Genomic DNA, 14,060 nt, shown 5'->3' with positions numbered 1-14,060 from the left:
CATGCTCAAGTTTATATTTAACGCCTATTTGCTATAAACAACCAATAGTGAAAACGTCTTGCATGATTGAATTTAACACTAAGTTTAAAGATGTTTATGTCGTGCTCATCTCATCTTAACCGCATAAATAGCACATGGATTCATTCCGTTAGCATAGCGAGGCATGTTAAGCTTTTGGCGCACACCTGCCCCAAATATAGTCTTTAAATGGAGATGATTCATGGATTTGCTCAACGTTGCACAAACTCGTTATACGACCAAAGCCTATGATGCGAGTCGCACTATTCCTGCAGAACAATTTGAGCGTTTATTAGAAATTCTGCGTTTAGCACCATCTTCCATTAATATTCAGCCGTGGCATTTTTTTATTGCAGATCGCCCTGAAGCCAAACAACGTATTGCTAAAGCTTTAGTTGGAAAGTACGCCTATAACGCCCCTAAAGTTTTAGATGCTTCGCATACCATTTTATTTTGCACCAAAGCTGACATTAGCGAATTACATTTAGAAAACCTGCTTAATCAGGATGCTGCTAGTGGACGCTTTAAAGATGAAGCCGCTAAACAAGGTCAGAAAGACAGCCGCACAGGTTATGTCGATTACTACCGCAATGAAAAAGGCGATATTCAGCGTTGGGCAGAAAATCAAACCTTTATTGCACTCGGACAAATGCTTTTGGCTGCAGGCATTGAAGGAATTGACGCAACGCCAATTGGTGGTTTTGATGAAGCAATTTTAACTCAAGAACTGCAACTCACTGAGCAAGGACTGATTCCTTCGGTTTTATTGTGTTTAGGCTATCGTAGTGAACAAGATTTTAATGCCAAACTGCCAAAATCACGCCTTGATAAACGCGAGATTTTCACGCAACTGTAAAACAAACATGCGATAACACTAGGGACAAAATTTGTCCCTATTTTTGGTCTGAATTTTGCTTTATCTATATTTGCAATCTGTACTCAATCTCTATCAAAAATAAAAATGAGGTGTATGATGCTCAATTTAATGCCGCTAAAACTAGAATGCCGACGTTGTAAAAAACTGTATTTATATCAAGCCAAACCAAGCTATCCAACCCTGCGCTGCCCGATCTGCGATAGAACCACAATGCTGCATGGTCTTGCAGAAACTGCAGATTTATTGCGACATCCTTTTCGCTTTATGTTGAGTTATCTTAAACCGTCATGGCATAAGCGAGGCAAAGCACACTAAGCAATGCCAAGCCTAGCCCAATAGTGGTCGTGCTTTTCAGCTTTTCTTTAAAGAACAATACTCCACTGATCACGCCAAATAGCACCACTAAAATATTCATCCCTGCAAATACCACTGCAGGGCTGTCTTTGAGCAGCATGTGAGCTTTGACATACAAGGCAATATTGGCAAAATTCAGTGCACCCAAAATTAAACCTGCACTGATATTTTGCATACTGCCCATGCTTTTATCGCGGATTAAGATATAAGCCATCGCCAAAACAAAAGCACATACAAACATCAAATTCAGCGCAACTGCAAATTGCAGTCCTAAACCTGTGCTGTATTTAAGCAAAACATCAATCAGTGCATAACCCAGCCAAACACAGCTCAAATATAAGATGCCTTGTTGCGCTTTAGCAGACTGCCCTGCAGCACGATGCGAATACAAAATACATAAGACTGCGATAATCCCAAGCGCGATTCCCACAATTTTCAGTTGGCTAAAATTTTCCTGAAAAATAAAATAAGCGGCTGCCAAAGACAAAACCACTGACAAACGCTGTGCAATTTCAGTTTTTAAAATACCTGCGCTGTCTAACGATTTTGCTAATGCTAAAAAGACACTCGGCAACAACACACCCAAACTAATAATGAGCCACCACGGCGTATGTTGGATTGAGATCGTGCCCAAGTTGGGTTTAAACCAGTAAAAACACAACACACTGGCACTGACATAATTCCATGTGATCATCTGCATAGGGTTAAAACCCTGCATTTTGCAGACTTTTAATAAAATAGAGACCAGTACACTACAAAAGGCTGCGGCTACAATCAGTTCCATGACACGCTCGAGGATTGTTTTTGTTCTTGATTGGAAGTTGTGGATTCATCAGTAAAAAGCCCACAAGGACTGTGGGCTTTCGAGTTCTTAATTAAATTAAGAATTATTTGTAACGTTCAACCATTTTCTCTAAAGAAATTGGGCGAATTTTGTCTGCATTACCTGCAGTACCAAATGCTTCATAACGGTCTATACAAATTTGTTTCATTGCATCTACAGTTTTTGCGAAGAATTTACGTGGGTCAAATTCGCTTGGTTGTTCTGCCATCATACGGCGCATTGCACCAGTAGAAGCTAAACGTAAATCTGTATCGATGTTGATTTTACGCACACCATGCTTAATTGCTTCAACCAATTGCTCAACAGGTACACCATAAGTTTCTTTGATGTCACCGCCGTATTGGTTAATCACCGCCAACCATTCTTGTGGTACAGAGCTAGAGCCGTGCATTACAAGGTGTGTATTTGGCAACGCAGCATGAATTTCTTTAATACGGTCAATTGCAAGAATATCGCCTGTAGGTGGACGAGTAAACTTGTATGCACCGTGCGAAGTACCAACAGCAATCGCTAAAGCATCCACATTAGTATCTGCAACGAAGCTACGTGCTTCTTCAACAGATGTTAACAATTGAGAGTGGTCAAGTACGCCTTCTGCGCCCACGCCATCTTCTTCACCTGCCATACCTGTTTCAAGACTACCTAAACAGCCAATCTCACCTTCAACCGATACACCACACGCATGCGCCATTTGCACAGTACGACGCGTCACTTCGACGTTGTATTCATACGACGTTGGTGTTTTACCATCTTCACCCAAAGAACCATCCATCATTACTGATGAAAAGCCTAGTTGGATCGAACGCTGACATACATCAGGGCTTGTACCGTGGTCTTGGTGCATAACCACTGGAATATGTGGCCACTCTTCAATTGCAGCCAAAATCAGGTGACGCAAGAATGGCGCACCTGCATATTTACGCGCACCTGCCGAAGCTTGAACAATTACAGGTGAATTGGTTGCATCTGCGGCTAACATAATTGCGCGCATTTGTTCTAAGTTGTTGACGTTAAACGCTGGAACGCCGTAAGCATGTTCACCGGCATGATCCAAGAGCTGGCGCAATGAAATAAGAGCCATAATATCCTCCCAAATAATGTTGGTTATTCTACCCTGTGATTTGTTTCAATTCAGCAACAAATCGCCTTTTTCAAAAAAAAGTCCCTGCAAAAGCAGGGACTTTTAAACAAATTACTACAATTTGTTGTTTTTCAGCACTTATTGCGCTTCAGAAGCAGCAACTTCTGTGTCTGCAGTCGCAACGTCAGCAGGTGCATTTGCAACGTCTTCAGGAATATCGGTGTTGCCTTCATCCAAGATTGGTTGGTCAATTGCGTCGATTGCAGCTTGTTGTTCTGGTGTAACTTGAGCGTTATCTACAACTGCAGAAGATGCATCAGTTTCAGTCGCAGGTGCGCTTTCTTTTTTTGCACAAGCAGTCAAGGCTAAAGATGCAGCAATTAAAGCAGCAAGTGTTAGTTTTTGAATCATCGTCATTTCCTACAGTTAGGTCATTCATTTACTACAGTTTATTGCATATTTATGACATTTTGATGACTACGGCATGACATAAATATAAAAAAGTTGACCGAAGTCAACCTTTTTAAAAATTATTGATAAATTTTCTAGATTTAAGCGCGTTCTAATAATACCGCAACTGCAGGTAAGGTTTTACCTTCTACAAATTCAAGGAATGCACCTCCACCTGTAGAGATATAGCCGATTTTGTCTGCAACTTCATACTTGTCAATTGCAGCTAAAGTGTCACCACCGCCTGCAATAGAGAAACCTGCAGATTCTGCAATCGCCAATGAAAGTGCTTTCGTACCTTCACCAAATTGATCAACTTCAAATACACCCACTGGGCCATTCCAAAGAATTGTTTTTGAAGTTTTTAAAATTTCAGCAAATGCTTTTGCAGTTTCTGGGCCTACGTCTAAAATCATATCGTTGTCTGCAACATCTTCAACTTTTTTCACAGTTGCTTTCGCTGCTGCCAATGAACCCAAGAAATCTTCAAAATTAATTTCAGCGGCATCTGCAACTACAACATCGGTTGGCAGTGGTACAGAAACTTTTGCGGCAATTGCTTTGGCAGTGTCAATCAAATCATTTTCACATAATGATTTGCCCACGTTATAGCCTGCTGCAGCAAGGAAAGTATTGGCAATACCACCGCCTACAATTAATTGATCGCAAATATCAGACAATGAAGTCAATACATCTAACTTAGTCGATACTTTAGAACCTGCAACAATCGCCACCATTGGTTTTTCAGGTGTTTTTAAGGCACGACCCAAAGCATCTAATTCCGCAGCCAATAATGGGCCTGCTGCTGCCACTGGTGCTAAACGTGCAACGCCTTCAGTAGAGGCTTCTGCACGGTGCGCGGTACCAAATGCATCCATCACAAATACATCACACAATGCTGCATATTTAGCGGCAAGTTCTGGGTTGTTTTTCTTTTCACCGTGGTTAAAACGGCAGTTTTCCAATAAAACGACTTGACCAGGAGCAACGTCTACACCATCTAAATAGTCAGTGATCAGTTGAACATCTTGACCTAATGCTTGGGTTAAATACGCAGCTACAGGTGCTAAAGATTGTTCAGCTTTTGGCTCACCTTCAACAGGACGACCTAAGTGAGAATACACCATCACTGCTGCACCTTTGGCAACAGCAGCTTGAATCGTTGGCAATGCCGCACGTAAACGTGCATCGCTGGTGATCACACCATTTTTAACAGGTACGTTTAAATCTTCACGAATAAGGACACGCTTACCTGCTAAATCGAGGTCAGTCATACGCTGAAAGTTCATGTATAGCTCACTTTATTGATATCAAAACGCCACGATTTTAAATGATTATGCAGAAAAAGGTTAGCAACTTTTGTAGAATTGCTGTTTAAAGCAAAAGTTTTGATTATGATAGAAAAAAGCTACCATCTTTCTCGCACTTATGTCTATTCATCCCGATCCAAATATCAATCGTTTAAATGTTTTGGGCGAACCTCTCGCCAGTTGTTGCTTTGATCCTATTACTGGATATTTTCGTAACGGTTTTTGTCATACCGCCCCAACCGATTTAGGTCAGCACACCGTTTGTGCACAAATGACCTCTGATTTTTTAAATTTCTCGCAAAAAATTGGCAATGATTTAATCACGCCAGTACCAGAAGTTGGTTTTAACGGCTTACAACCGGGTGATTTCTGGTGTATTTGCGTCACCCGTTGGGTTGAAGCCTATCAGGCAGGTCAAGCACCACCAATTAAAATTCAAGCCTGTCATCAGTCAGTATTGTCTTATGTGCCTTTAGATATTTTGATGGATTATGCGGTGTGATGATCTGATGCAACATCCTGAAATTATTTTAGCGTCTGGCAGTCAAACTCGTCAGCAATTGATGAATCGTCTGCATTTGGCGTATAAGTCAATTTCTCCTGATATTGATGAATCTGCACAGGGTGAATTGCACGCAGATGATTTAGCGCAACGCTTGGCTTTTGAAAAGGCACACTATATTGCGCAGCAATATCCTAATGCAATAGTAATAGGTTCAGATCAAGTGGCATGGCGTGAACAGCAGCCAGATGTTTTTATCGGTAAACCACTTACTTCAGAAAAAGCCATACAACAATTACACGCCAATTCAGGTCAAACCGTGTATTTCAGCACGGCACTCAGTGTGCAGCAGCAATCTACAGGCTTTGTACAGACAATTGTAGAGCATTACACCGTCAAATTTCGCAACTTAACCGATGATGAAATTGCACGATATGTTGCTCTCGAGCAACCACTGCAATGCGCAGGCAGTTTTAAATGTGAAGGTTTGGGCATTAGCTTGTTTGAAGCTATGCAAGGCAATGATCAGACCACGTTAATGGGACTACCTATGATTCAACTGTGTCGTATTTTAAGAATGCTGAATATTCAGGTTCCTTAAGTTTAAAACTGTGTAATTTAACAGCCGTGAATATTTATAAAGACTATAAATCACCTTGCCCTTTGCAGCGACAAATCAGACAATATTGAGATTATTGGTAAAACTTGCTTAGGCTATTTTATGTCGCAACCTTTAGATGTTTTGGGCGGAATTACCGCAGAACAATTCCTAAGTGAATATTGGCAAAAAAAACCACTTTTGGTACGCAATGCACTCCCAGAAATTGCCAACCTACTTGAACCTAGTGATGTAATGGAACTGGCACTTGAAGAAGATGTGACTGCCCGTTTAATCAAACAAAAAGATCGCGATCCAAATCAATGGACTGTGAAATCATCACCGCTCATTAAGGCTGATTTTCAAAAAATGCCAAAGTTGTGGACGCTATTGGTACAAGCCGTTGATCATTACTCTTTTGATCTCGCTGAACTTTGGAAAAAATTTCCTTTTATTCCGCAATGGCGACGTGATGACATAATGGTGTCTTATGCCCCTAAAGGCGGCTCTGTAGGTCAGCATTTTGATTTCTACGATGTGTTTTTGCTACAAGGCTATGGACATCGTCGTTGGCAACTTGGGCAAATGTGTGATGCTGAAACTGAATTTGTCGCAGGACAACCGTTAAAATTATTGCCTGAAATGCAGGTCAATTTTGATGAAGTTCTTGCACCTGGCGATTTACTCTATGTGCCACCGGGTTTGGCACATTATGGCGTGGCGGAAGATGATTGTCTGACGTTCTCGTTCGGTTTCCGCATGCCGAATATTAGTGAAATGATGGATCGAGTGAGCGATAAATTCTCTGCCGATGAAATGTTACGCACGCCACTACAAGACCTTGTTCGTAAAAAAAGTACCCAAATTGGCGAAATGACTGCGACAGAATTGGATTATCTGAAAGCAGAATTGTGGGCGCGTTTACAAAACTCATCGGTGTTGGATGATGCGATTTTAAGCTTAATGTCTGAACCGAAATATCCTGAAAATATTCCTGAAGTAGATGAAATAGGTGTAGGCGATTTAGAAGATGCGCTAGATCAGGGTTATCAAATCATGTTGGAACCCGCCTCTCGCCTACTTTATGCAAATCAGCTAGATGAAGTTTTATTTTGGGCGAATGGTGAAGCGATTTGTGTCGCAGAAGCATCTATCCCTACGCTGCAAAAAATTGCCAATGGTGAACGCGTGCTGCTCGATGAAAACCTTTACGACGCAAATATTTTGGAAGATTTGGTACAACTGCTCAATGAATCCATTTTAATGTTGTTACCTGCTGAAGACGCTTAAAATATTCGTTTCAGCCCCCTCAAGATGATCAATTCATCTTGGGGAATTTAGATAAGCGGGATCTAAAGTTAAAACTGCCTGAATTAACGTATAGCCAGGTGTCGAATTTAATTTTAATTGCCCTCCAACCCGTTCTAAACGCATTTTCATACTGCGCATCCCAATACTCATGCCATGTTCAAGCACGCTATTGGCTTCAAAACCTACACCATCATCCTGAATTTTAAGTACCAATTGCTTAGGCGGTACAAATTGCATACTGACGGATACATGCTTGGCTTGGCTGTGTTTAATCACATTGGTTAAACTTTCTTCTAATACCCGCATCAAAGTTAAGCACTGTAACGAATTCGGCTCAATCACCCATTCATTTGGAAAATCCCACTTGGAATGAATATCCATTTCATCCATCAATTGACTAAAACGATGACGTACTGGCGCAACCCAAATTTTAGGATTTTCAGGCACTTTAGAACCAATGGAAGAACCACTATCAATAATTTGACGTAAATCATCACGCAGTAATTTCAGCATAGATAAGAACTGCTGATTACTCATGTTCTGTTCGCTTTGGTCGACCATAATCATGGAACGTACCAAAGATGCACCCAAACCATCATGCAAATCATGCGATAGATGAATCCGCTCTTGCAAACGCACATTTTCCAATTCTAAATAATGCTTTTCTGACATACTGCGTTTTAAATCATCACTGACTTCAAAAACTTTAAGCTCTAAATCTTGATTAAATTTCTCAATTTTTTGAATATTTCTTTTTAGGCGCATGCCTAAAATAATCGCAATAAATAAAGTAATTACTGGCGAGGTATACGGTGATAATGGCTGATATAAACTTGCCGTTGCCGCATTACTTAAACGAAATACATCTACACCCGCAAAAAAGCCAATCAAGGTTAAACAAAATAGCAGCAGATATACTTCTGTTTTTGGGGATTTATACGCTAAATACGCCAAATAAAAATAAACCACGACTAGTAAGCTGGCATAACTTAAAAAGACAATCCCAAATACCAGTTTGACATAATCTAAGGGTGTTAAAAACACACAAACGATTACCGCTAAACTCAGAATAAAAATACTTTCTTCCAATATTGGCAAGCGTTGATTGACAAACCTAATTAAATACAGACTAAAAGCTAAAACATAGAGGATAAAAAAGCTTAAATTGGCTTGAGATGCCACCAATACACTTGGGTATGGAAAGGTTTCTGTGGTTAAAAAATGAGAAATAAATAATAACCAGAACATGCAACTCAACGCGAACCAACCAAAACTCTGATCACGGCGTAAAAACAGCCAAATAACCAAACATAAAATGCCTAAAGTGGCAGATAAAATCGCATTAATTTCAAATAAAGTACGTTTATTCCATATACTTTGCTGGTGCTGTTCAATATTGTTATGCACATTATTAAAACTTATTTTTCCTATACCCGCATTTTGAAATGCATATCCATTTACATAGACCAATATTTGATTTTTACCTTGTTTTAAGCCTGAAATAGGTAAAATCCAGTAACGTGGCATATTCCAGTTTTTTGACAAAGGCTCTTCTAAATGTTGACTTGCCCAAAGTAAATCTTGATTCAGATAAACTGCCCCTGCACTATTTAAAAAATTCAGTGCAAAAACGATGGGTTGATTTAAACGATGATCACGCTCACAAAACCACTCCCACTCTATTTTGTACCACGCCCCACCATTATAATTTTTCCAGCGATCATCCCAAACGTCGGGCAGTTGAACATTTTCCCAACCCGTTTCAGGTTTTTTATTATGTGATGCTGTTTTGGCAGAGCTGATTGAAAGTACATGCACATTGCAGTACTGATTAATTGGGTACACCACTTGCTGCGCATAGCTTTGCCACGCACAGAACAATAACAACACGCCCAAACCACACTGCCAAAGCCTTTGAATCATAAAAGACCTAAAGTTCTAGCGGTACTGACAGCCTTAGTGCGTTTAGTGACCGACAACTTCCGATAGATATGTTTAATATGACTTTCAACGGTATAACGCGACACAAATAATTGCTCAGCAATTTCACGGTTACTTAAGCCCTGCGCCACCAGATTTAAAATTTCTAATTCACGATTGGTGAGCTGTTCATAATGTGAGTTGAATGCTTGAGCATCGGCGCGATCTGATAAATCTTCGGTCAGCACGGGTACTTTTTGATGTGAAATTTGCGATAAAATTTCACGGGCGATAAATGGGTCTATCGGTGCACCACCTCTTAAAATGCTGCGTATTGCGATAATAATTTCAGTATCATCACGTTCTTTAAGCACATAGCCTGTTGCACCTGCTTGAATTGCAGAAAATAAGCTGTCTTGGGTGCTCCATGCAGAAATCACCAAAATTAATGCGCTTGGATCTCTAAAATGTAATTGTTCGATTAGTTCTTTACCATTGCCATCGGGCAAGCCTAAATCGACTAAAGCTAAAGCAATCGGATGATCTTCTATACACGTCATTGCAGCTTTAAGATGACTCACGAAAAATAGCATGTCATCTTGATAGCCAATATCATGCAAAATTTTTCTAAGACGTGACTGAATAATAGGCTCATCTTCAACAATTAAAACCGGTACGGGTAATATCGCTTCCATTTCTGCCATCATTCATCCCCTTGATTATGTTTGTAAATATATCAATCGTTTTGATGTAAACACTATCCCTAGAATTAAGGAGTTTTTCAAATTTAGCTTATTTTATAAACATGAGCATAGCACTGAAACATGAAACTCGAGCATGAAATAAAAAATAAATGTGAAGTACTATTTTATTTTAGAAATCGCTTCACATTTTAATGAGCAGCGCAGCATAAATATGCTTTGATGCCGAGAACAGCATCAAAGCAAATGTAGAGCCGTATTTAAAAGATGGTTGATAAATTAATAATAAGTCTTAGAGCTATGTGCATGTAAAAATGCAGGAATCAGCCCTGTTAAAGCCGCACGAATATCCGCACGTTCATTGATTAATTGATGCGAGCCTTCTTCTAACATGAGTAAGGTTTGCAGGCGGAATTTACGCCGAATAAACTCAATGTTGTAGCGCCAATCTACGGTTTGATCTTGCGCCCCTTGTGCCAACCAAACAGGAATACGGCAAGCTGGACGTTCTTCCATCTCCAACATCCATTTAGACATGGCTAAAATCCAATCCATGCCCATCATTCTAGGTTGCAGCGGGTCTTTTAAACGCACAAAGCGTAAAAATTCAGGATTATGATTATTGCGTCGGAAATGTCGCGGCACTTCACGCTTAATCCGACGGATAATGCCCAAACCAACAGAGTTATGCCACCATGCCGATTTTGCAGGACGAATCAAAGGCGATAACAACAACACACGCTCTACAAATGGATTTTCACGGCGCTGAGCAAATTCCAACAAGTGATGCATCCAAATTGCACCACCTGTACTTTGCCCAATGCCCAACCACGGTTTTGGCAATTGATCGGCATTTTTTACATATTGATAAACCGCATGTAATACTTGCTGATAATGATCAAAATTTTTGATGTTGGCAGGATAACCATCACTCAATCCATGTCCGGGCAAATCATAAGTCAAAACACTAAAGCCCTGCTCTAATAATTCTTTGACGATAGGTTGATAAATCCCGCTATGTTCCAAATAGCCATGCAGTAGAAATACCGTGCCCTGCACCTGATCAAATTTGGTTTTGCTTAAATCGGGTTGAAAAATTTGCACATGCAATTTAAACAACGGCATTTGCACATAGCCTTGCCAATGTTCACAGTCCAACAAATGAAAACCATAAAGCTGTCGATAGGCTTGTAACTCAACACTCGGTTCAAAACCACGATTCAAATTTAAAGGTTGTAGAATTTGTGGTGTGGTTTCCCGACTCGGCACTGGCAAATCTAATTGCTTCAACACGCTTGGGTTTAAAAATGGAATATCAGGCATTATGGCACCTCGCGACATGCGCTAGAACCAATCAAGACATCCCGAATGGTGGCAAGCATTTCATAATTGGCACGGCGGCTATGATCATAGTTTTGTTCACTTGGACGCCATGCAGTCAGTTGAGTCGGCATGGGAGCCTCGACTGGAATCGTTTCAATTCCATTCAAAGCAAATAAACGGCGGGTGCGTGGCATGTGATAACGGTCTGTAATCAAAATCACTGTCGGCGCCCCCCCTTTTTTTTGTAATAATAAAGAACTAAAACGTGAATTTTCACAAGTATTCATGCTGCGATCTTCTAATAATTTTGCTTCGACATCATATTTTTTTAACCAACGCTGCATATAAGGTGCTTCGACACCACTTAATACGATTGGCAATTGATATTGTTTGACAACAGCCAAAGTGGTTTCCAGACGCAAACGTGTGTAATGATTCACCACAATATCTTTGCCATTTTCATCTAAAGTTAAGCCACCACCTAAAACCACAATCGCATAAGGTTTAGAGTTTGCAGGTATTTTTGGAATATTTTGTTGATGAATCAAGGCAATATCTTTAAAGATTTCTTCATCTACAGGCTCACTTTCGGTTTCGGCAATTTTATGAGTGCTTAAAAATGCCAAGTATTGTTCCATCAGTGCCTGATTTTCATGACTATCCAAATTGAGCAAGGCTTTTACATTTTCGGATGGGTCTTCTACAACTGCTTCAGAAGCTGCATTAGACACCAACAATGGGACTTGCGGCAACTCTTGCTCAGATGCTAATTTTTTTTGCGTTTGTTCTTCTAAAATAAGCGCTTGTAAGGCTTTATAACGAGCCTGAATTAAAGTTAAATTTTTCGAATTTTCAGATTGAATCTCTTGCTCCATCAGCTTCAAATAAGCTTGTCGGGCAATCCATAAATCTGAACCGGGTTCCAAGCTGTCTTGATCACTAAAAGCCGCCATTTGCTGACTTTTTGCTGCCACTTGATTCACTTCTACAGGTACCAAAGTGTTCAGCGTTTTGACCACCAAAGTAGAATAAAAAGGTGAATAGATAAAAATCATGAACGCTGCAAACAATACAAATAGCACGGCAGCAATTTGTACCAATCTGAGCATCCAATGATTCTGTTTCATCTTCACTTAACCTACTGGTTGATGTGCACGAATCAAACCTGTTTCATCAAATAACACAGGTTCAGGTTCTAGTGAAATACCAAAACGACTCAAAACATCTTGCTGCACAGCACGATAGGTGTGTTGCACATCTGCCAAAGTGGCATCGGCATAATTGACTAAAACCAACGCTTGTTTATGAAACATACCCACCACACCCAGTTGTTTTCCCTTCCAGCCAGCTTGATCAATCAACCAGCCTGCTGCAATTTTAACTTGCGCATTCGGCTGTGGGTAATGGGGTAAATTTGGAAATTGTGCTGCAATTTGGTCAAATTGCTGAGTCGAAATCACAGGATTTTTAAAGAAACTACCTACATTTGGATATTCTGCAGGATTAGGCAGCTTACTTTGGCGAATTTGAATGACTTGTTGCTGCAGATTTTCAGCAGTTTGCTCATCGCCTACTGCAGCTTTTAAGTCGCCATAATTTAATTTTAACGCCGCCTGTTTTAACAGTTTAAAAGTCACATGGGTAATGATGTAACGGTTGGGATGATCTTTAAAAATACTGTGTCGATAGGCAAACTGACAATCTGCTGCAACAATTGAGCTGAATTGTTGGCATTCACGATCATAAACCTGCACAGCTTCAATAAACTCACCGACTTCAACGCCATAAGCACCAATATTTTGCACAGGTGAAGCGCCGACCAAACCTGGAATTAAAGCCAGATTTTGCAGACCATATAACTTTTGTTCCGTACTCCACAACACAAACTCATGCCAGACTTGTCCTGCCCCAACTTTTAGGGTGACACTTGCATCATCTTCAGCGCATTTTTCGATGCCCTGAATATCCATGTGCATGACCAAGGCATGAATATGTTCAGGCAATAACATATTGCTACCACCCGATAAAATCAGCACATTTAATTGTTCTTTCTGGGCAAATGCCAAAGCATCCTGTACATCTTGAATATTTTCAATTTTGACATAATGCGATGCAGTTGCATCTAAATTTAACGTATTGAACGGTTTGAGTTGCATGTTGTAGTGAATGTGCATGACTTAAACCTTCAATTCAAATTGTTGTTGTAAAACTTTCACCCATGCGCGACTACTCGACTCGCATTGATCGAGCACCCGCTCAAAACCATCGGCTTCGCCATAATATGGATCGGGTAATTCTTGCTGCGTATAATGCGGATCGTGTTCGCTCATTAAGGCTATTTCAGCGCGCAAACTGCCCAGTTCAGCTTCAGCACGGCGCATTAAAGATTGAATATTGCTTAAGTTTTCAAAATCCATCGCCAAAATCAAATCAAACTCGACAAAGTCTTGTATACGTAACTGACGCGCGCGCAATGTAGATAAGTCATAACCACGTTTGAACGCATGTTTTTGGCTGCGTAAATCTGGGGCTTTGCCTGGATGATAATTACTGGTTCCAGCAGAATCTACCAACACATTGAGTTGTTGTTCATCACAAAAATGTCGAAGTACAATTTCTGCCGTTGGAGAGCGGCAAATATTTCCCAAACAAACACATAACACCTTATATGGCGTTTTGGATGACATAAACAACCTCAAAGCTACTTTATTTTTAAGAGTCTTATGTTAAGTTATTTATGATATGAATCCTATATCGTGACCCTACAATAA

The 14,060-nt window shown here is 40.3% G+C and carries 15 protein-coding genes; 5 read left to right on the top strand and 10 right to left on the bottom strand.

Annotated elements, in window-relative coordinates:
* The first annotated feature begins 220 nt into the window (after positions 1–220).
* Both nfsB and HX743_RS05210 read left to right on the top strand, forming a co-directional pair.
* Positions 221–874: an oxygen-insensitive NAD(P)H nitroreductase gene (gene nfsB, locus HX743_RS05215; protein WP_004973304.1), complete on the top strand. Its 654-nt coding sequence runs from the start codon at positions 221–223 to the stop codon at positions 872–874.
* A gap of 117 nt (positions 875–991) precedes the next feature.
* A complete protein-coding gene (locus HX743_RS05210) occupies positions 992–1,210 on the top strand; it encodes a hypothetical protein (protein ID WP_004973302.1) in 219 nt (72 codons plus the stop codon).
* Here the strand turns inward: HX743_RS05210 and HX743_RS05205 are convergent.
* The 4 genes from HX743_RS05205 to HX743_RS05190 form a co-directional block, all read right to left on the bottom strand.
* Entirely contained in the window at positions 1,173–2,033 is an 861-nt protein-coding gene (locus tag HX743_RS05205) for a DMT family transporter (protein WP_004973300.1), read from the bottom strand. The genes HX743_RS05210 and HX743_RS05205 overlap by 38 nt on opposite strands.
* 103 nt (positions 2,034–2,136) lie before the next feature.
* Complete coding sequence (gene fba / locus HX743_RS05200; RefSeq protein ID WP_004973298.1) at positions 2,137–3,174, bottom strand: class II fructose-bisphosphate aldolase; 1,038 nt, start codon at positions 3,172–3,174, stop codon at positions 2,137–2,139.
* 138 nt (positions 3,175–3,312) lie between these two features.
* On the bottom strand, positions 3,313–3,585 hold the full coding sequence (locus HX743_RS05195; RefSeq protein WP_131260911.1) for a hypothetical protein: 273 nt from the start codon (positions 3,583–3,585) through the stop codon (positions 3,313–3,315).
* Positions 3,586–3,725: 140 nt separating this feature from the next.
* Positions 3,726–4,913: a phosphoglycerate kinase gene (locus HX743_RS05190; protein ID WP_004973295.1), complete on the bottom strand. Its 1,188-nt coding sequence runs from the start codon at positions 4,911–4,913 to the stop codon at positions 3,726–3,728.
* Between the two features lie 139 nt (positions 4,914–5,052).
* Between HX743_RS05190 and HX743_RS05185 the strand changes: the two genes are divergently transcribed.
* The 3 genes from HX743_RS05185 (at position 5,053) to HX743_RS05175 (ending at position 7,324) form a co-directional block, all read left to right on the top strand.
* Complete coding sequence (locus HX743_RS05185; RefSeq protein ID WP_136144481.1) at positions 5,053–5,436, top strand: DUF2237 family protein; 384 nt, start codon at positions 5,053–5,055, stop codon at positions 5,434–5,436.
* A 7-nt stretch (positions 5,437–5,443) separates the two neighbouring features.
* Entirely contained in the window at positions 5,444–6,037 is a 594-nt protein-coding gene (locus tag HX743_RS05180; RefSeq protein WP_178318705.1) for a nucleoside triphosphate pyrophosphatase, read from the top strand.
* Between the two features lie 120 nt (positions 6,038–6,157).
* Complete coding sequence (locus HX743_RS05175; RefSeq protein ID WP_004973287.1) at positions 6,158–7,324, top strand: cupin domain-containing protein; 1,167 nt, start codon at positions 6,158–6,160, stop codon at positions 7,322–7,324.
* A 33-nt stretch (positions 7,325–7,357) separates the two neighbouring features.
* On the opposite strand, the gene HX743_RS05170 is transcribed toward HX743_RS05175, so the two are convergent.
* From HX743_RS05170 to HX743_RS05145, 6 genes are all read right to left on the bottom strand, one after another.
* Complete coding sequence (locus HX743_RS05170; protein ID WP_178318678.1) at positions 7,358–9,268, bottom strand: ATP-binding protein; 1,911 nt, start codon at positions 9,266–9,268, stop codon at positions 7,358–7,360.
* Positions 9,265–9,969, bottom strand: coding sequence for a response regulator transcription factor (locus tag HX743_RS05165; protein WP_178318704.1), 705 nt, complete (start codon positions 9,967–9,969; stop codon positions 9,265–9,267). The genes HX743_RS05170 and HX743_RS05165 overlap by 4 nt, the downstream gene beginning before the upstream one ends.
* Positions 9,970–10,245: 276 nt before the next feature.
* The gene (locus HX743_RS05160; protein WP_096900878.1) at positions 10,246–11,289 is read right to left on the bottom strand and encodes an alpha/beta hydrolase; all 1,044 of its coding nucleotides are present in this window, start codon (positions 11,287–11,289) and stop codon (positions 10,246–10,248) included.
* On the bottom strand, positions 11,289–12,416 hold the full coding sequence (locus HX743_RS05155) for a YdcF family protein (protein WP_178318677.1): 1,128 nt from the start codon (positions 12,414–12,416) through the stop codon (positions 11,289–11,291). Before HX743_RS05155 ends, HX743_RS05160 begins: the two co-directional genes overlap by 1 nt.
* Before the next feature lie 6 nt (positions 12,417–12,422).
* Entirely contained in the window at positions 12,423–13,463 is a 1,041-nt protein-coding gene (gene murB / locus HX743_RS05150; protein WP_178318676.1) for a UDP-N-acetylmuramate dehydrogenase, read from the bottom strand.
* A gap of 3 nt (positions 13,464–13,466) precedes the next feature.
* Positions 13,467–13,976: a low molecular weight protein-tyrosine-phosphatase gene (locus tag HX743_RS05145; protein WP_004973278.1), complete on the bottom strand. Its 510-nt coding sequence runs from the start codon at positions 13,974–13,976 to the stop codon at positions 13,467–13,469.
* Between the last annotated feature and the right edge of the window lie 84 nt (positions 13,977–14,060).

Origin of the sequence: Acinetobacter sp. Swhac1 (genome assembly GCF_013390985.1) — a bacterium.
GTDB lineage: Bacteria > Pseudomonadota > Gammaproteobacteria > Pseudomonadales > Moraxellaceae > Acinetobacter > Acinetobacter towneri.
The sequence above is the reverse complement of the archived record's forward strand: the minus strand, read 5'-3'. Positions and strand labels throughout refer to the sequence as shown.